We start from the raw sequence: 16,702 nt of genomic DNA, 5'->3' as shown, positions 1-16,702 counted from the left end.
CTGGTCACGCGGTCCGACGGCGGTGCTCGGCGGGACTGACGCCCCGGACCCGCTTGAACGCGGCGCTCAGGGCGAACGGCGAGGCGTACCCCACGGCGCGGGCCACGGAGGTCAGGGTCGCGGCGTCGTCGGCGAGCAGCATGTCCGCGGCCACGTCGAGCCGCCACCCGGTGAGGTAGGTCATCGGCGGTTCGCCGACCAGCTCGGCGAACCGGCGGGCGAACGCCGCGCGCGACAGGCCGACCTCACGAGCGAGGGTGTCCACCGTCCACGGCCGCGCGGGGTCGTGGTGGATGAGCCGCAGCGCGGTCCCGACGGCGGGATCGGCGTCGGCGCGGTACCACCCCGGGGCCTGCGGGTGGTCGAGCCAGGCGCGCAGGCACGTGATGAGCAGCAGGTCGAGCAACCGGTCGAGCACGGCCTCCTGGCCGGGCAGGTCCTGGACCACCTCGCGGGCCAGCAGGTCGACCAGGGTCGGGTCGACGTCGCCGCGGCGCAGCACCACGCGGTGCGGGAGCACCCGCAGGAGCCGCCGCCCGACCGCCCCGTCGAGCGGGTACGTGCCGGTGATGATGACGGTCTCACCGTCGAGGTCGTTGCCCCACGACCGCACGCCGAACACCGTCATCGGCGACGGACCGCCGTCGATGGCGCGGCAGACGTCGCTCGGTCCGACGACGACGGTCGGGACGGTCGCGGGGGAGTCGGCGACCACGTAGTGCTCGGGTCCGCGCAGCAGGACGACGTCGCCGGCCTCGACGGTGGTACCGCCGTCGGACCCGGTACCGTCCGTCCCTACCCAGGCCGAGCCGCGCAGGACGGGGACGATCGTCAGGGGCGCCTCGTCCTCGATGCGCATGCCCCACGGTGCTCGCAGGTGGCTGCGCAGGAGGAACGCATCCCGGGCACGGGGGCCGTCGAGCAGGCCGGAGACGACGTCCATGCCGTCACCCTAGCTCGGGTGTCGTGAGAACGGGAGACGATCTCGTATGTGACAGAGCGTCCAGGCGATGGATCGTCTCGTGCGGTGCCGCTTGACTCGGCATGTCAGCTCACCGCAACTCGGAGGTCACCATGTCTCAGCACACGCTCCACCCCTCGTCCGACGCCCTCGCGGGCACGCCCGTCGACCCGGGCACCGTCGCCGTGCTCGGCGCCACCGGCAAGACCGGCCGGCGCGTCGCCGAGCGGCTGGAGGCGCTCGGTGTGCCTGTGCGCCGCGCGTCCCGCAGCACGACACCCCGCTTCGACTGGGAGGACCCCGAGACCTGGGCGCCCGTGCTCGACGGCACCGCCGCCGTCTACGTCGCCTACGCTCCCGACCTCGCGATCCCGGGCGCACCCGAGACCGTCACCCGGCTGGCCGAGGCCGCCCGCGACGCCGGGGTGCGGCGGCTGGTGCTGCTGTCCGGGCGGGGCGAGACCGAGGCGCAGCGCGCCGAGCAGAGGGTGGCCGACGTCTTCCCGGGCCGCACCGTGCTGCGGTGCGCGTTCTTCGCGCAGAACTTCGACGAGAGCTTTTTGCTCGAGCCGCTGCTCGGCGGCGAGCTGGCACTGCCCGTCGACGGCGTCGCCGAACCGTTCGTGGACCTGGAGGACGTCGCCGACGTGGCCGTCGCCGCCCTCACCGACGACGCGCACGCCGGCCAGGTCCACGAGCTCACCGGGCCGCGCCTGCTGACGTTCGCCGAGGCGGTGGCCGAGATCGGTGCGGCCAGTGGCCGGGACGTGCGCCACGTGCCGATCACGATGGCCGACTTCACCGCGGGTCTGGCGGCGGTGGGCGTGCCCGCCGAGGAGGTCGGCCTCCTGGAGTACCTGTTCACCGAGGTGCTGGACGGCCGGGGATCGTTCGTGACCGACGGCGTGCAGCGGGCGCTGGGCCGGCCGGCGCGCGACTTCCGTGACTACGCCGCACGCGAGGCGTCCGACTGGGTACCGGAGGCCGGGGCGTGACCCCGTACACGGTGCTCGCCGGCGCCGCCGCGGTCGCGACGGGCCTGGCCGGCGGCGTCCTCTACGCGTTCTCGGCCTTCGTCATGGCCGGCCTGCGGCGCCTGCCGCCCGACGACGGCGCTGCGGCCATGCGAGGCATCAACCGCGACGCGGTCCGACCGCCGCTGATGGCGCTTCTGCTGGCCGCGACCGGGCTGCCCGTGGCGGCTGCCGTCGTCGGCCTGGTCGGCTCCGAGCCCGGCACCGCCTGGGCGGTCGCCGGGGCGGTCGTCGCAGTGCTCGGCGTGCTCGGGGTGACGGGTGTCGGGAGCGTGCCGCTGAACGACCGGCTCGAGGCCGCCGACGACCCGGGAGCCGAGTGGCAGCGGTTCGGGGGGCCCTGGCTGCGGTGGAACCACGTGCGCACCGCCGCGGGAGGCGTGGCCGCGGGGCTGTTCGTCGTCGCCGGCTGACGGGCCGTCGGCGGGCTCGGCAAGCGTGTCAGCCGAGCTCGGCGGACAGGACGATCTCCTCGCCGACGTCGAGACGCACGTCGGTCAGCCGCACGCCGGGAGGCAGCGCCTCGGCGAGGTCGATCCGTCGGCCGGCGACCTCCTCGACACGGCCCTTCATCGTGCCGAGGAGCGCGCCGACGATCGGGTTGCCGCTGGAGAGCCGGATGTCCCCGACGGTCACCACCATGGCGTCGTCCACCGCGGCCGACGCGGTCGCGGTGATCTTCGCGGAGAGGAACATGCCCTTCTTGATCGACGCGTCGATCGCGATGGCGGCGTCTCGTGGGCCGGTCTGGTCGATCCGCAGGTCGAAGTCCGTGAGCTGGATGCCGTTCCCGGCCAGGGCGACCGTGAGCAGCCCGCGCACGGTGCCGGCCAGCCCCTCGCGGGAGACCGCCACGCGCGCGTCGCCGGTCACGGGCGAGTCCTCGGACGGCTCGACCAGCTCGGCCCCGACCGAACCGTCGGCGCCGGCCACCCAAGAGAACCGCACGCCCTGCAGCTCGGTGGACACGTCCACCGGGAGGTCGACGGCGGTCAAGGGGTGGGCTCCGACGTGCAGCGTGCGCAGCACCGCGTCGTCGCGCGAGACCACGTCCGGGGTCCATGACGGGGCCTCGGGCGAACCGCCCTGGCCGGGCACGAACGCCACGCCCGTGAGGTCGATCTCGAGCGAGTGCACGTCGGCGCCGTCGAGGGTCGCCTCGATCCGCGCCTCGTCGAGTCCGTGCACCTGGCCGCGGGCGGTCTCGCGCAGAGTGTCACGCAGCCGCGCGGCGAGGTCGTCACCGGTCGCGGGGCGCGGGGCGGTACCGAGAGGCAGCAGGGAGTCCATGACGCCTGAGTCTAAGGCGGCCCGACCGCCGGGCCCGCACGGCGCACCGCGCGGCGCACCGCCCGGCGGGGTGGGCGGTGCGGACCCGCCGCTCAGACCGCCGCCAGGTCGTGGTAGCGCCCGCGCGGCAGCATCATCGGCCGCCCGGAGACGGGGTCGAGGATGATCTGGCAGGACAGCCCGAACACCGTCTCGACGGTCTCAGCGGTGAGGACCTCCTCGGCGGTGCCGGTGGCGAGCACCCGCCCCTCGGCCAGCGCCACGAGGTGGTCGGCGTACCGGGCGGCGAGGTTGAGGTCGTGCAGCACCATGACGACGGTGGTGCCCCGTTCGCGGTTGAGCGTGGTGAGCAGGTCGAGCACGTCGATCTGGTGACTCACGTCCAGGTACGTCGTCGGTTCGTCGAGCAGCAGCACGTCGGTGCGCTGGGCGAGGGCCATGGCGATCCACACGCGTTGTCGCTGCCCACCGGACAGCTCGTCCACGGACCGGTCGGCGAGCGCGACGGTGTCGGTGGCCTCCAGGGCGTCGGCGACCGCCTCGTCGTCGGCGGCGCTCCACCGCGCCAGCAGCCGCTGGTGCGGGTGCCGCCCCCGACCGACCAGGTCGCTGACGGTGATCCCCTCGGGGGCGGTGGGGGCCTGGGGGAGCAGCCCGAGGGTGCGCGCGAGCTCCTTGGCGGGCATCGTGTGCACCGCGCGTCCGTCGAGCAGCACCCGCCCACCGCGGGGCGACAGCAAGCGGGACATGGAGCGCAGCAACGTGGACTTGCCGCAGGCGTTGGCGCCGACGATCGCGGTGATCGCCCCCGCGGGCACGTCGAGGTCGAGGCCGTCGAGGACGACGTGGTCGTGGTAGCCGACGGTGAGGGTGTCGACGCGCAGTTCATGACCCATCAGAGCGCACCTCCGGTGCGGTTGGTCCGGATGACGAGGTAGACGAGGTAGGGGGCGCCGAGGACGCCGGTGACCACCCCGACGGGGAACCGGGTGCCGAACAGGTACTGCCCGGCCAGGTCCGCCACCAGGACCAGCAGCGCACCGACGAGCGCGGCGGGCACGAGCAGCGGCCCGTTGGGACCGACGATCCTCGCCGCGATCGGCCCGGCCAGGAACGCGACGAACGCGATGGGCCCGGTGGCGGCCGTGGCGCAGGCGATGAGGACGACCGCGGCGACGACGGCGGTCAGCCGGGAACGCTGCACCCGCACTCCCAGCGCGGCGGCGGTGTCGTCACCGAGCTGGGTGGCGGCGAGGTCGCGGGTCTGGGCCAGCAGCAGGGGCCCGAGCAGGGCCAGAGCGACCCCGACGAGCGCGACGTTCTCCCACTGCGAACCGTTGAGGCTCCCGGTGAGCCAGCGCATCGCGGTCTGCAGGTCCCACTCGGCGGCGCCGTCGAGCACGTGCAGCGTGACGGAGTCGAACATGGCGGCGAGGCCGATGCCGACGAGGATCAGCCGGCTGCCGGCCACCCCGTGCTTGGCGGCGAGCAGGTGGACGAGCAGCGCGGTGCCCAGCCCGGCACCGATGGCGATGCCGGAGACGGCCCACCCGGTCAGGCCGAGCACGACGATGCCGACGGCAGCGGCGGCGCTCGCCCCCGCGGTGATGCCGATGATGTCGGGGCTGGCCAGCGGGTTGCGCAGCATCGTCTGGAAGGTGATGCCCGACATCGCGAACGCCGCCCCGCACACGACGGCGAGGGTGGCGCGGGGTAGTCGCAGGGTGCCGACCGTGAACGAGGCGCCCTCGACGTCCTGCCCGGCCGCGACGCGCAGCACGTCCTCGAGCGGGTAGAAGGTGTGGCCCACCATGAGACTGACGGTGTACACGGCGAGGACGGCGACGAGCAGCGCGCCGGTGACCACGCGCCACCGGCGCCGTCGACGCCGTCGTCCGGCCACGACGGCGTCGAGCGCGTCGGTCCCGCTCGACGGCGGCGCGACGGTGCGGCGGACGGGTGCGGTGACGGTCACAGGGCACGCACCTTCTGTCGGCGGACGATGGCGATGAAGAACGGGGCGCCCACGAGGGCGGTGATGATCCCGACGTCGATCTCGGCGGGCGGCGCGACCACCCTGCCGAGCACGTCGGCGGCGGTGACCAGCGCGGCACCGCCGAGGGCGGTCAGGGGCAGCAGCCACCGGTGGTCCGGTCCGGCGAGCAGGCGGACCACGTGCGGCACGACGAGTCCCACGAACCCGATCGGCCCGGTGACCGCGGTCACGGCCCCGCACAGCACGACGGCACCGGCGCTCGCCGTGGCGCGGGTCAGCGCGACCTTCTCCCCGAGGCCGGTGGCCAGGTCGTCCCCGAGAGCGAGGGTGTTCAGCCCGCGCGCGGCCAGGAAGCACACGGCGAACCCGACGAGCAGGAAGGGCAGCACGGACGTGATGGTGGCGGTCGTGGCACCACCGACGCCGCCGACCTGCCAGGACTGGGCGCCGTCGGCGATGTCCCGGCGGGGCAGCACGACGGCGTTGACCAGGGAGATCAGGGCGGCGGACGCGGCGGCGCCGGCCAGTGCCAGCTTGAGCGGGGTGGCGCCGTCGCGGCCCAGGGACCCGATGACGTAGACGACGACTGCGGTGACGGCGGCACCGGCGATGGCGGCGCCGATGTACTGCCCGACCGTGCTGATCGAGAACCAGGCCATGCCGACCACGACGGCGAGCGCCGCCCCGGCGTTGACCCCGAGGATCCCGGGGTCGGCCAAGGGGTTGCGGGTGACGCCCTGCATGACGGCGCCGGCGACGGCGAGCGCCGCTCCGGCGAGCATCGCCATCAGGGTGCGGGGGATGCGCTTCGCCACGGCGGCGTGGTCGTAGCCGTCCGTGGAGCCGGCCAGGGCGGCGACGATGTCGTCGAGTCCGACGTCGCGGGACCCGAAGGCCACCGACAGGCAGACCAGTGCGGCCAGCACCACGGCGAGGACGGCGAGGGCGACGGCGCGCGCCCGGCGCGGGGCTCGCAGTGCGGCGAGCCCCGCGCCGGGCGGGGAGGCGGTGGTCACGGGTGCGGGCTCAGTCCTGGACCGCGCCCGCGAGGGCGTCGAGGTAGTCGTCGAGGATGTACGGGATCTGGAGCGGGGTGGGGTTCGCCGCGGTCCCCAGCGGGCCGTCGCCCGGCAGGTTGACGATGGCGTCGTCGGCCACGGCGGGCAGCTGGGACAGCACCGGGTCGGCCTCCAAGGCCTCGATCAGCTCGTCGCCGCCGTAGGTGACGAAGATGTCGACGTCCGAGAAGATGTCGGCGTTCTCGGTGCTGACGCTGCCGTTGTAGGAGTCACCCTCGGTGGAGTCGATCAGGCTCTGCGGCACCGCCATGCCGAGGTCCTCGAAGTACTGGCTGCGGGGGTCGTTGGCGGAGTAGAAGCTGATCTCGCTCAGGTCGGTGGGGTCGACGTGGGTGACCATCATCGCCGTCGCGCCCTCGATCTCGGGGTGCTCGGCGACCGCGCCGGCGATCTCGGCCTTGAGGTCGGCGATGAGCTGGTCACCCTCGGCGGACAGGCCGAGCCCGGCCGAGTTGATCTCGATCATCTCGCGCCAGGTGGTCGCCCACGGGCCGCTCTGGTAGGCCACGACGGGGGCGATCTGGCTGAGGGTGTCGTAGTCCTCCTGGCTCAGCCCGGAGTACGCGGCGAGGATGACGTCGGGGTTCGTGTCGGCGACGGCCTCGAAGTCGATGCCGTCGGTCTCGTCGAAGACGGCCGGCATCTCGGCGCCGAGCTCGTCGAGCTCGTCCTCGACCCAGGGGTGCACGCCGTCGCCGTCGTCGTCGCCCCACGGGGTCGCGGCCATCCCGACCGGGACGACGCCGAGGGCGAGGGCGATCTCGTGGTTCGCCCACGCCACGGTGGCGACCCGCTCGGGCTTCTCCTCGATGGTGGAGCTGCCGAAGGCGTGCTCGACGGTCACCGGGAACTGGTCGCCGGACCCGGCCGCGGCGTCGGTGGCGGCGGCGTCGGCCGCGGGCTCGTCGGTGTCGGTCGAGCAGGCGGCGAGCCCGAGCGTGAGGGCGGCGGCCGCGGTGAGCGCGGTCAGGCGGGCGGTGCGAGACATGGTGTCCTTCCACAGGTGTGAGCCGCGTGGCGGCGAGGTCGTCGGCAGCCGTCGTCGTGCGTCCGTCGCCGGACGTCGTGCTAAGTGAGGCTTGCCTTGCCTAACCTATGGTCGTCGTGACTCGGTGCGCAACGCCCCACGGTCGGTGGTGACGGGTCTCACAGGGGCGGGCCGCGTCGGCTCGCCAGGGGGCGCTCAGGCGGGAGCGAGCGGGCTGTGCCCGGCCGTCACCTGTTCGCCGTCGGGCACAGGGCCGGGTGGCGTGCCGCCGCCCCACGGGTCGTCGCCGAGCGCCTCGCGGCCGTGCGGTTCGAGCCATCCCCGCAGGTCGGGGCCGGCCGGCACGATCCGTGTCGGGTTGATGTCGGTGTGCACCACGTAGTAGTGCTCCTTGATCTGGGCGAAGTCCACGGTGTCGCCGAAGCCGGGCAGCTGGAACAGGTCGCGCGCGTAGGCCCAGAGCGCGGGCATCTCGGTGAGCTTGTTCCGGTTGCACTTGAAGTGGCCGTGGTAGACGGCGTCGAACCGAACGAGCGTCGTGAACAGCCGCACGTCGGCCTCGGTGATCGCGTCGCCCATCAGGAACCGTCGCGTGGTGAGTCGTTCCTCGAGCCAGTCGAGTGCCGTGAAGAGCCGTGCGTACGCCTCGTCGTAGGCCTCCTGGGAACCGGCGAAGCCGCACCGGTACACGCCGTTGTTCACCTCGGTGTAGACACGGCGCATCACCGAGTCCATCTCGGACCGCTCGGCGGGGTCCTCCGGGAGCAGGCGCGGCGCCCCCTCACGGTGGTGCTCGGTCCACTCGGTCGACAGGTCGAGCGTGATCTGCGGGTAGTCGTTGGTGACGACGGCGCCGTCGTGGGTGTCCACGACCGCGGGAACGGTGATGCCGCGCGGGTAGTGGGAATCGCGGGCGAAGAACGCCTCCTGCAGCCGCTCGATCCCCAGCACCGGGTCCTTGCCGCCCGGGTCGAGGTCGAACGTCCAGCTGCGCTCGTCGTGCGTCGGCCCCGGCGGGCCCAGGCTGATCGCGTCCTCGAGGCCGAGCAGCCGGCGCACGATGATGGAGCGGTTCGCCCACGGGCAGGCCCGTGCGGCGATGAGTCGGTAGCGGCCGGCCTCGACGGGGTAGCCGTCCTCGCCGTCGCGGGTGATGCGGGTCGAGAGGTAGTTCGCGTCGCGCACGAACTCCTGGCCCTCGACCGTGTAGGTGCCGCCCTGGGAGTGCTCCGGGCGTTCCGTCGTCGCGCCGTCGGTCACGGGGCCTCCTTCGCGGCAGCCTTGGCGGCCTTCTTGAACGCACGGACCTCTAGGAGGGTCTCGGCGCTGGTCACGTCGGCGATGGAGCGTCGGGAACCTTCCTCGCCGAACTCTCCGGCAGCTTCGCGCCACCCGGCCGGTTCGACCCCGCGCTGCTTGCCGAGCAGCGCGAGGAAGATCTTGGCCTTGCGCTCGCCGTAGCCGGGCAGGTCGTTGAGCCGACGGCGGACCTCGGCCCCGGTGGGTGCCTCGCCGGAAGCTCCGGGATCGGTCCAGATCCGGCTCGCGTCGCCGTCGTAGTCGTCGACGACGGCGCGGGCCACCGCCTGCACGCGGCCCGCCATCGAGCGCCCGTACCGGTGGATCGCCGGGGGAGTGGTCGCCATCGTGACGAACTCGTCCGGGTCGGCGTCGGCGACCGCCGCGGGTTCTAGCGTCCCGAACCGGTCGAGGATCTTGCGAGGCCCGGCGAACGCGTGCTCCATCGGGTACTGCTGGTCGAGGAGCATGCCGATGAGCAGCGCGAACGGGTCGTCGCCCAGGAGCTTGTCCGTGTCGGCGTCGCCGGTGATCCAGAGGTCGGTTGCCATGGATCCATCCTGCCTGGACGGGGACGTGGATGCACGACCCGTGCGGTCTGGGCCCGCGAGCGCGTGTGGGGCCGATGAGTCTGCCCGCCCCGCGGGGTCGGACCTGAGCACCGTGACAACCGATGAGGAGAGCTGACCATGCCGACATTCGTGACGATCGGGTACGGCGACCGACAGGGCTACGACCGCACCGCCGAGGGGATCCGCGACGCCGCGCACGATCACGACCGCCACCTGCAGAGCCTGGGAGCCACCATGGGCGTCGCCGGCGCTCCGGTCCAGGTCCGCAATCACGACGCGGCCGGTGTCACCACGTCGAGCGGGGCCTTCATGAGCGCGTCGCTTCCGGTGGCAGGCTTCACCGTCATCGAGGCCGCCGACATCGAGGAGGCCGTGAGGCTGGTGTCGGGCACTCCGTGCGCCGTAGCGCGCGGGGTGGTCGAGGTCTGGCCCCTCGAGCAGGCGGGGTAGCGCGGGCCGGTTGTCCACAGGCTGTGGACGACGGCGGCGCGCGGCAGCGCTGCCGCCGTAGCGTCGGCGGGCATGAGAGCACACGAGGTATCGCCCGTCCGCCCGACCGGTCGCCCGCCCCGGGCGGCCGCCGCCCTGGTGGCGGTCGCGACCGTCCTGGTGGGCGCCTGTGCCGGTCCGACGGACGACGGGTCAGGGCCCGCCGGCACGTCCGATGGATCCGGCGACGCCGTCGACCCGGACGCCGTCGACCCGGACGCATCCGACCCGGACGCCGTCGACCCGGACACGCCGGAGGCGGCCGCGGGCGCCGCTGTCGACTTCTTCGCGGCGTTCGACGAGATCGTGCTGTCCGGGGACGAGAGCCACTGGACGGACCGCTCCTCGCCGGACTGCTTCTACTGCACGGCGATGGCGGGGTTCGCCTCCACCTTCGGGTTCGGTGCGGGTGCCCAGGACGCCCGCGCCACCGATGCCGAGGTGACGCTGGAGGAGCTGGGTCTCGCAGGGTTCGACGTCGAGGTGCTCCAGGTCGCGCGGCGCGACGAGCGGACCGTCGCCGTCGACGTGGAGCTCGAGCAGCACCTGAGCGACCACGTCCCGGTCTCGCCGCGGGTGATCGGGCCGGACGGCACGGTGGATGCCACGCGCGCCGGCCTCGGCGGCGGGTCGGGCCCGCAGCGGGCGCGTGTGACGATGACGTACGACGGCGCGCGGTGGACGGTCACGGACATCACCTCCGTGCCGGGCGGTGACGGAGCTCGTGCGGGGGCGGCCGGGGCTGCCGGCGCGACGGAGCCGGCACCCTCGGCGGCGATGTCCCGAGGAGCCGTCGACGGCGCGGTCGCGGCGCTGGAGCACTTTCTCGCCCTCGAGCAGTTTGCGTACCGCACGGGCGAGGTCGAGGAGCTGGACAGGATGTCCGCTCCCGACTGCGCAGCCTGCCGGACGAACCGTGACCTCGCCGTGCAGGCGTTCGCCGCGGGGTTCGAGATCGAGGCCGGGCGTTCCCGGGTCGAGCTCGTGCGGCGCGTCCCTGCCGAGGAGGTTCTCGCAGCCGAGGACCTCGACCCGGAGATGGACGAGGACGTCTACCTGCTGGAGACCCGCGTGCACACGACCGACACGGCCCTGCGGACCGCTGAGGGAGAGGAGGTCTTCCCGGCCGGGCAGTACGGGCTGCGGGCGACCCTCCTGCACGGCCCGGAGGGGCGCTGGTACGTCGTCGAGCTCACCGAAGGCCCGTGACCGGCTCAGCGCTCGTCGAACGTGAGCACGGGTCGGCCGGTACCGGGGTGACGCAGCACCGTGGTCCGTACCCCGTAGACCGGGTCGATGACCTCCGGAACGAGCACCTCCTCGACGGGGCCGGCCGCCACCACGTGCCCGGCCTCTCCCGGGGCCAGGACGACGGCGTGGTCGCACGTCGACGCCGCCAGCGACAGGTCGTGCAGGGCGGCGAGCACGGTGACTCCCTCGGCGGCGAGCTCGTGCACGAGACGCATCGTCGCCAGCTGGGCCGCGACATCGAGGTGGTTGGTCGGTTCGTCCAGCAGCAGCACACGCGGTGCCTGGGCCAACGCCCGGGCCATGTGCACGCGTTGGCGCTCCCCGCCGGACAGGGTCGATATCTCCCGGCCGGCGAGCTCGGTCGCGCCGACGCGGTCGAGGGCCGCCCAGGCGATCGTGTGGTCGTCCTCGGTCGGCCCGGCGAGCAGCGACCGGTGGGGGGTGCGGCCGAGCAGCACCGCGTCCAGCACCGTGACAGGCAGCTCGGTGCCGGCGTCCTGCTCGACGAACGCCAGCGTGCGGGCCCGACGGCGGCGCGGCATGGCGAGCAGGTCCTCGCGGTCGCTCCCTCCCGTGCGGTCGGGCGTCCCAGCTCGCGCACCGGCGCCCACCAACGACACCTGTCCGCCGTCGGGCCGCTGCACCCCGGCGACCAGCCGCAGCAACGTCGACTTCCCGGTGCCGTTGGGCCCGAGCAGCCCGGTCACCGCACCCGGCGGCGCGTCGACGTCGACGTCGTCGAGGATCAGCCGTCCGCCGACGGACCAGCGCACCCGCTCGGCCCGCAGGGCGCCCCGAGTGCCGGTGCCGGCCCCGGAGGCGTCGGACCTGTGGTCCGCGACCCGTGCCGACCGCTCGTCGGTCTGCGTCATGAGCGCGCCCGTCCCTTCCACAGCAGCAGCGCGAACACCGGGGCGCCGATCGCCGCGGTGACGATCCCGACCGGCAGCTCGCGGGGCGCGAAGACGGTCCGTGCCAGGGTGTCGGCCCAGACGAGGAACGTCGCCCCGCAGAGCATGGACAGAGGCAGCAGGGCACGGTGGCGGGCGCCGACGAGGAGTCGCACGGCGTGCGGCAGGATCAGCCCGATGAAGCCGATCGCGCCCGACTGGGAGACCAGCGCCCCGGTCAGCAGCGCGACGGCGAGCAGCAGCCCCCAGCGCACCCTGGCCACCGGCACGCCGAGAGCGGCCGCCGAGGTGTCGCCGAACGTGAACGCGTCCAGGACCGACCCGGTCGAGGCCAGCAGGGTGCCGAGCACCAGCACCGCCCCGGCGGCCACGGCCACCGAGGTCCACGTGGCCCCGGCGACGGACCCGAGCAGCCACGACAGGATCTCGCGGTACTGGTCACCCTTCGCCGACCAGAAGATGACGAAGCTCGTGGCCGCCGCGGCGAGCTGCGACACCGCGAGCCCGGCGAGCACGGTCCGGGCGGGGGAGAGGCCTCCCGCACCGCGGCCCGAAGCCGAGGCCAGGGCGAGAGTGGTCACCAGCGCCGCCGTCGAGCCCACGAACGCCGCCACCGGCAGCAGGGCCGTGAGGCCGAGGATGAGCACGCACGCCGCGCCGAACGACGCCCCCGAGCTCAGCCCGAGCAGGTAGGGGTCGGCCAGCGGGTTGCGGGTCAGTGACTGCATGACGACGCCGCACACCGCCAGCCCGGCCCCCACGGCCGCGGCCGTCAGCACCCGCGGCATCCGCAGCTGCCACACGATGCCGTCGGCCAGCGTGTCGGGGGCGGCCAGCCCCAGCAGGTCGCCCAGGCCGAGCCGCGTGGCCACGACCTGCGCGACGTCCGACGGCGTCAGCCCGGCCGGGCCGATGGCGACCGTCACGACCACGGTCGCCAGCAGCGCCGCCGTCGTGCCACCGAGCCACGCGAGCAGCCGGCCGCGCGACAGCGTCCCGGGAGCCCCCGAGGCTGCCGAGCCCGCCCGGGTCCTCCCGGTGCTGGCGCGCGTGGCGGTCTCAGCCATCGATGTCGATCTCCGCGAGCTGCTCGGACAGGTCGAACGCCGCGTCGGCGTTGCGTACCCCCGCCTCCGAGGCGGGGAACGGCACCACGAGGTAGCGCTCCTCGGTGACGGCGGTCAGCCGGGCGGTGGCCGGGTTCTCCTCGAGGCGCGCGATCTTGTCCTCGGCGCTGTTCCAAGCGGCGTCGACCAGCACGATGACGTCCGGGTCGGCGTCGACGACCTCTTCCCAGCCCATCGACGTCCACGTGTCCTCGACGTCGCCGGCGACGTTGTCCAGTCCGACGGCGTCGAGGATCATCTGCGGCGCGCCGATGCCCGCACCGACGTATGGCACGTCGCTGCCGGAGGAGTACCACAGAGCGTCGAGGTCGCGGTCGTCGGGGGCGAGGGCACCGAGCACGGCGCTCTGCTCGACGACGACCGCCTCGGCCTCTCCGGCGACGTCGAAAATTCGGCCGACCTCGCGGATGTCGGCCCACACGTCCTCGAACGTCAGGGGGTTCGGCATGTACACCGGGTCCTTGCACGCGGCCGGGGCGACATAGCTCTGCACGCCCAGGGAGGCGAGGGTCTCGCGGTCGCCGGCGCCGTCGGCCGACACGTTCGACTCCCAGCCCGCGTAGACCAGGTCCGGCTCGAGCTCGAGCACGGCCTCGGTGCCGGGCACCTCGTCGCTGACCGGCTCGGCCACCGCGGTGCCCGCGGCGGCGTCGGCGAGCCAGTCGGGCACCTCGCCGTCGAGGAACGCCGCCCCGACGACCCGGTCCCCGAACCCGAGGGCCAGCAGGGTCTCGGCCGTGGAGGACTTGATGGTCACCACGCGCTCGGGGGCCGCCTCGAACGTCACCTCGGTCCCGCAGTTGTCGAGCGTGAGCGGGTACTGCGTGGCGGTCGTGGTGGACGTCCCGGCGCCGTCCGGCCCGGACGAACCGGCCGGGTCCGGGGAACCGCCGTCGTCGGCCGCGCCGGTGCCCGACGAGCAGGCGGCAAGGGCCAGGACGGTGAGGACGGGCAGGGCGAGAAGGTGCGGACGAGGCACGCGGAGGGCTCCCTCTGAGCGGACGGCGCACGGCGACGGGCAGGGCCGTGCAGGGTGGGCGGGGTGCGTCATCTCGCACCGGCCGGACCTGCGACCCAGAGGGGAGGGGCCGCGCCGACGGGCGATTCATCGGTGCCCGTGGTCCGTGCCGTCCACCCTAGTACGACGCTGAGCCGTCAGGTCCCGACATTCCTTCTCGACGTCCGTGCCAGCCGGTCCACGAGATCGTCCGGTATCGGTCTCCGAGGAGAGAAGGTGATGCCGGTCTTCGTCGCCTTCAGGCCTGTCGTCGCGATGTCCTCGGCATGCTCGGAGAGGGCGCTCGGCAGGAGATAGAGCCCGCACTGCTTGCTGAAGGCGGCATAGCTCGCGACGACGGTGCCGCCGATCGCGAACCCTGGCATGTGGTACGCGACGATCTCGTCGGCGTCCGGCAGTGCGTGGGCCAGCAGCCTGCGGATCCTGCCCAGTGTGGGCCGGAAGTGCTCGGGTGCCGCGGCGATGTACGCGTCGTGGTCGGTGATATCCGGCATGCGGTGCCTCGCTCCAGAAGGGGGTCATCACCTTAGTCGGTGCGGAGCGGGCCGGGAACAGAGCCGGCCGGAGCCTGGTTGGCAGCAGCATGACCAGCTCCACGACGTCCTCGACCGACGAGACGATCCGCCGCCTGCTGCAGGACACGACGACGTGGGCGGTGGTGGGCCTGTCCACGAACACCGCGCGCGCCGCCTACGGCGTCGCCAGGACGCTGCAGCGGCACGGCAAGCGCATCGTCCCGGTGCATCCCTCGGCGGCCACTGTGCACGGTGAGCAGGGGTACGCGTCCCTCGCCGAGATCCCCTTTCCCGTCGACGTCGTCGACGTCTTCGTCCGGGCCGAGCTGGCGGGCGACGTCGCCGACCAGGCGGTCCGGATCGGTGCCCACGGCGTGTGGTTCCAGCTCGGCGTCATCGACCACGACGCCGCCGACCGCGTGCGGGCCGCGGGCCTCGACATGGTGATGGACCGTTGCCCGGCCATCGAGCTGCCCCGTCTCGGCATCTCCTGAACCAGGTCCGGAGCCCGGCGCGGCCGCGAGGACCCGACTCCTTACGAGGCCGTGACGGTCGGCGTCCTCGGCCTGGTGAGCGCGCTCGATGGTGACAGAGTGGGCGGCATGGAACAGAGCACAGGGGGCCGCTGGGCCGCTCTCGGCGGGGTCGTCGCCGCGGGCGCGGGGCTGGCGGGCGCCGAGCTGGTCGCCGCCGTCGTCGACCCGGCGGCCTCGCCCGTGCTGGCGCTGGGCGCGGCGTTCGTCGACGTGGTGCCGCCGTGGCTGAAGGACCTCGCCGTCGAGTGGTTCGGCACGGCGGACAAGGCGGTGCTGCTGGCGTCGATGGGACTGGTCCTGGCCGCAGGCGCCGCCCTGGCGGGATGGCTCGAACGACGCCGACCGCCGTCCGGCGCCGTCCTCCTGGCGGCCGTGGGGCTGGCTCTCGCACTGGTCGCGATGAACCGTCCGGGCGCCACCGTCGTCTGGATGCTGCCCAGCGTGCTCGGCGTCGGCGCGGCGGTCGTGCTGCTGCGGGCGATCGTGTCCCGCGTGCCGCCGCCGGCCGCCCCCGAGGTGCTACCGGGCGGTGGCCCGCCGCCTGACGTCGTCCCCACCCGTCGCTCGTTCCTCGTGTGGACGGGAGCGACCGCCGCCGGCGCCGTGGTGGCCCTGGCCGCTGCCCGGGTGGTGTCCGCCGGGAGCCGTGCGGTCGAGGTGGTCCGCGAGGCGATCCGGCTGCCCGCACCGGCCACGCCGGCCCCCGCTGTCCCGGCCGGTGCCGACCTCGGGATACCCGACGTCGCGCCGTACATCAGCCCGAACGACGACTTCTACCGCATCGACACCGCCCTGCGCGTGCCCCAGGTCGACCCCGCCGAGTGGTCCCTGAAGGTCACGGGGCTCGTCGAGGAGCCGTTCGAGCTCACGTGGGACGAGCTCCTCGAGCTGCCGCTCACCGAGCACCACGTGACCTTGGCCTGCGTGTCCAACTCCGTCGGTGGAGACCTCATCGGTAACGCCCGGTGGCTGGGCTACCCGATCCGTGAGCTGCTGGCCCGGGCGAAGCCGCAGGCGGACGCCGACATGGTGCTCTCGACCAGCGCGGACAGCTGGACGGCCGGCACCCCGCTGGAGGTCCTCACCGAACCCGACCGCGAGGCGCTGCTGGCGATCGGCATGAACGGCGAGCCGCTGCCCGAGCAGCACGGCTTCCCCGCCCGCCTGGTGGTGCCCGGGCTGTACGGCTACGTGTCCGCGACCAAGTGGGTCACCGAGCTCAAGGTCACCCGGTTCGCGGACGACGAGGGCTACTGGACGCCCCGCGGCTGGACGGCGCTCGGTCCGGTGAAGCTGCAGTCACGGATCGACGTGCCGCGCGGCGGGAGCGTCACCGCGGGTGAGGTCGTCGTCGCCGGGGTGGCCTGGGCGCAGCACACCGGTATCGACGCGGTCGAGGTCAGCGTCGACGACGGTCCCTGGCAGACCGCCGAGGTCGCCGACACCGTCGGGCCCGACACCTGGCGCCAGTGGCGCTACGTGTGGGACGCCCCCGCGGGAGACCACACGATCGCCGTCCGGGCGACGGACGCGGAGGGTCAGGTCCAGACGAGCGACGAGGCGCCGCCGGCCCCCGACGGCGCGACCGGCTGGCACACCGTGCAGGTCAGCGTGGGCTGACCGCGGCGGAAGTGCC

At 73.8% G+C, this 16,702-nt stretch carries 18 protein-coding genes; 6 read left to right on the top strand and 12 right to left on the bottom strand.

Annotation, left to right across the window (positions count from 1 at the left end; all coding sequences use genetic code 11):
• Nucleotides 1–4 precede the first annotated feature (4 nt).
• Nucleotides 5–943: an AraC family transcriptional regulator gene (locus tag UQW22_RS17205; RefSeq protein ID WP_407318378.1), complete on the bottom strand. Its 939-nt coding sequence runs from the start codon at nucleotides 941–943 to the stop codon at nucleotides 5–7.
• Nucleotides 944–1,074: 131 nt separating this feature from the next.
• Between UQW22_RS17205 and UQW22_RS17200 the strand changes: the two genes are divergently transcribed.
• Nucleotides 1,075–1,956, top strand: a complete 882-nt coding sequence (locus UQW22_RS17200; protein WP_407318377.1) for an NAD(P)H-binding protein — start codon at nucleotides 1,075–1,077, stop codon at nucleotides 1,954–1,956.
• Nucleotides 1,953–2,408 carry a DUF1772 domain-containing protein gene (locus tag UQW22_RS17195; RefSeq protein WP_407318375.1) on the top strand — a complete coding sequence of 152 codons (456 nt, stop codon included), beginning with the start codon at nucleotides 1,953–1,955 and terminating at the stop codon, nucleotides 2,406–2,408. The genes UQW22_RS17200 and UQW22_RS17195 overlap by 4 nt, the downstream gene beginning before the upstream one ends.
• 28 nt (nucleotides 2,409–2,436) lie before the next feature.
• Here the strand turns inward: UQW22_RS17195 and UQW22_RS17190 are convergent, their stop codons facing one another.
• The 7 genes from UQW22_RS17190 to UQW22_RS17160 form a co-directional block, all read right to left on the bottom strand.
• A complete protein-coding gene (locus UQW22_RS17190) occupies nucleotides 2,437–3,285 on the bottom strand; it encodes a hypothetical protein (protein WP_407318373.1) in 849 nt (282 codons plus the stop codon).
• 92 nt (nucleotides 3,286–3,377) lie between these two features.
• Nucleotides 3,378–4,181: an ABC transporter ATP-binding protein gene (locus UQW22_RS17185; RefSeq protein ID WP_407318372.1), complete on the bottom strand. Its 804-nt coding sequence runs from the start codon at nucleotides 4,179–4,181 to the stop codon at nucleotides 3,378–3,380.
• The gene (locus tag UQW22_RS17180; protein ID WP_407318371.1) at nucleotides 4,181–5,260 is read right to left on the bottom strand and encodes a FecCD family ABC transporter permease; all 1,080 of its coding nucleotides are present in this window, start codon (nucleotides 5,258–5,260) and stop codon (nucleotides 4,181–4,183) included. Before UQW22_RS17180 ends, UQW22_RS17185 begins: the two co-directional genes overlap by 1 nt.
• Complete coding sequence (locus tag UQW22_RS17175; protein WP_407318370.1) at nucleotides 5,257–6,297, bottom strand: FecCD family ABC transporter permease; 1,041 nt, start codon at nucleotides 6,295–6,297, stop codon at nucleotides 5,257–5,259. The genes UQW22_RS17180 and UQW22_RS17175 overlap by 4 nt, the downstream gene beginning before the upstream one ends.
• 10 nt (nucleotides 6,298–6,307) lie before the next feature.
• Complete coding sequence (locus UQW22_RS17170) at nucleotides 6,308–7,348, bottom strand: iron-siderophore ABC transporter substrate-binding protein (RefSeq protein ID WP_407318369.1); 1,041 nt, start codon at nucleotides 7,346–7,348, stop codon at nucleotides 6,308–6,310.
• A 195-nt stretch (nucleotides 7,349–7,543) separates the two neighbouring features.
• Nucleotides 7,544–8,608 carry a glutathione S-transferase family protein gene (locus tag UQW22_RS17165; protein ID WP_407318368.1) on the bottom strand — a complete coding sequence of 355 codons (1,065 nt, stop codon included), beginning with the start codon at nucleotides 8,606–8,608 and terminating at the stop codon, nucleotides 7,544–7,546.
• Entirely contained in the window at nucleotides 8,605–9,198 is a 594-nt protein-coding gene (locus UQW22_RS17160; protein WP_407318367.1) for an HhH-GPD-type base excision DNA repair protein, read from the bottom strand. Before UQW22_RS17160 ends, UQW22_RS17165 begins: the two co-directional genes overlap by 4 nt.
• 138 nt (nucleotides 9,199–9,336) lie before the next feature.
• Between UQW22_RS17160 and UQW22_RS17155 the strand changes: the two genes are divergently transcribed.
• On the top strand, nucleotides 9,337–9,669 hold the full coding sequence (locus UQW22_RS17155; RefSeq protein WP_407318366.1) for a hypothetical protein: 333 nt from the start codon (nucleotides 9,337–9,339) through the stop codon (nucleotides 9,667–9,669).
• Between the two features lie 72 nt (nucleotides 9,670–9,741).
• Nucleotides 9,742–10,917, top strand: coding sequence for a DUF6318 family protein (locus UQW22_RS17150; RefSeq protein ID WP_407318364.1), 1,176 nt, complete (start codon nucleotides 9,742–9,744; stop codon nucleotides 10,915–10,917).
• 5 nt (nucleotides 10,918–10,922) lie between these two features.
• On the opposite strand, the gene UQW22_RS17145 is transcribed toward UQW22_RS17150, so the two are convergent.
• The 4 genes from UQW22_RS17145 to UQW22_RS17130 all read right to left on the bottom strand — a co-directional run bounded on the left by UQW22_RS17145 (nucleotide 10,923) and on the right by UQW22_RS17130 (nucleotide 14,509).
• On the bottom strand, nucleotides 10,923–11,831 hold the full coding sequence (locus tag UQW22_RS17145) for an ABC transporter ATP-binding protein (protein WP_407318363.1): 909 nt from the start codon (nucleotides 11,829–11,831) through the stop codon (nucleotides 10,923–10,925).
• Nucleotides 11,828–12,937 (bottom strand): putative F420-0 ABC transporter permease subunit, encoded by a 1,110-nt coding sequence (locus UQW22_RS17140; protein ID WP_407318362.1) that lies wholly within the window; start codon nucleotides 12,935–12,937, stop codon nucleotides 11,828–11,830. Before UQW22_RS17140 ends, UQW22_RS17145 begins: the two co-directional genes overlap by 4 nt.
• A complete protein-coding gene (locus UQW22_RS17135) occupies nucleotides 12,930–13,976 on the bottom strand; it encodes a putative F420-0 ABC transporter substrate-binding protein (protein ID WP_407318360.1) in 1,047 nt (348 codons plus the stop codon). The genes UQW22_RS17140 and UQW22_RS17135 overlap by 8 nt, the downstream gene beginning before the upstream one ends.
• A 176-nt stretch (nucleotides 13,977–14,152) precedes the next feature.
• Nucleotides 14,153–14,509, bottom strand: coding sequence for an iron chaperone (locus UQW22_RS17130; RefSeq protein WP_407318359.1), 357 nt, complete (start codon nucleotides 14,507–14,509; stop codon nucleotides 14,153–14,155).
• 89 nt (nucleotides 14,510–14,598) lie between these two features.
• Between UQW22_RS17130 and UQW22_RS17125 the strand changes: the two genes are divergently transcribed.
• Both UQW22_RS17125 and UQW22_RS17120 read left to right on the top strand, forming a co-directional pair.
• Nucleotides 14,599–15,024, top strand: coding sequence for a CoA-binding protein (locus UQW22_RS17125; protein ID WP_407318358.1), 426 nt, complete (start codon nucleotides 14,599–14,601; stop codon nucleotides 15,022–15,024).
• Between the two features lie 108 nt (nucleotides 15,025–15,132).
• Nucleotides 15,133–16,686 carry a molybdopterin-dependent oxidoreductase gene (locus tag UQW22_RS17120; RefSeq protein ID WP_407318357.1) on the top strand — a complete coding sequence of 518 codons (1,554 nt, stop codon included), beginning with the start codon at nucleotides 15,133–15,135 and terminating at the stop codon, nucleotides 16,684–16,686.
• The last annotated feature ends 16 nt before the right edge of the window (nucleotides 16,687–16,702 follow it).

The organism is Isoptericola halotolerans (genome assembly GCF_045689585.1).
In the GTDB taxonomy this organism is placed as follows: domain Bacteria; phylum Actinomycetota; class Actinomycetes; order Actinomycetales; family Cellulomonadaceae; genus Isoptericola; species Isoptericola halotolerans_B.
The sequence above is the reverse complement of the archived record's forward strand: the minus strand, read 5'-3'. Positions and strand labels throughout refer to the sequence as shown.

Excerpts from the sequence above, each read along its gene's own strand:
- UQW22_RS17160 (WP_407318367.1), bottom strand. The coding sequence starts at position 9,198 with ATGGCAACCGACCTCTGGATCACCGGCGACGCCGACACGGACAAGCTC.
- UQW22_RS17170 (WP_407318369.1), bottom strand. The coding sequence starts at position 7,348 with ATGTCTCGCACCGCCCGCCTGACCGCGCTCACCGCGGCCGCCGCCCTC.
- UQW22_RS17120 (WP_407318357.1), top strand. The coding sequence starts at position 15,133 with ATGGAACAGAGCACAGGGGGCCGCTGGGCCGCTCTCGGCGGGGTCGTC.
- UQW22_RS17190 (WP_407318373.1), bottom strand. The coding sequence starts at position 3,285 with ATGGACTCCCTGCTGCCTCTCGGTACCGCCCCGCGCCCCGCGACCGGT.
- UQW22_RS17185 (WP_407318372.1), bottom strand. The coding sequence starts at position 4,181 with ATGGGTCATGAACTGCGCGTCGACACCCTCACCGTCGGCTACCACGAC.
- UQW22_RS17200 (WP_407318377.1), top strand. The coding sequence starts at position 1,075 with ATGTCTCAGCACACGCTCCACCCCTCGTCCGACGCCCTCGCGGGCACG.
- UQW22_RS17205 (WP_407318378.1), bottom strand. The coding sequence starts at position 943 with ATGGACGTCGTCTCCGGCCTGCTCGACGGCCCCCGTGCCCGGGATGCG.
- UQW22_RS17130 (WP_407318359.1), bottom strand. The coding sequence starts at position 14,509 with ATGCCGGATATCACCGACCACGACGCGTACATCGCCGCGGCACCCGAG.
- UQW22_RS17145 (WP_407318363.1), bottom strand. The coding sequence starts at position 11,831 with ATGACGCAGACCGACGAGCGGTCGGCACGGGTCGCGGACCACAGGTCC.
- UQW22_RS17155 (WP_407318366.1), top strand. The coding sequence starts at position 9,337 with ATGCCGACATTCGTGACGATCGGGTACGGCGACCGACAGGGCTACGAC.
- UQW22_RS17125 (WP_407318358.1), top strand. The coding sequence starts at position 14,599 with ATGACCAGCTCCACGACGTCCTCGACCGACGAGACGATCCGCCGCCTG.
- UQW22_RS17150 (WP_407318364.1), top strand. The coding sequence starts at position 9,742 with ATGAGAGCACACGAGGTATCGCCCGTCCGCCCGACCGGTCGCCCGCCC.
- UQW22_RS17140 (WP_407318362.1), bottom strand. The coding sequence starts at position 12,937 with ATGGCTGAGACCGCCACGCGCGCCAGCACCGGGAGGACCCGGGCGGGC.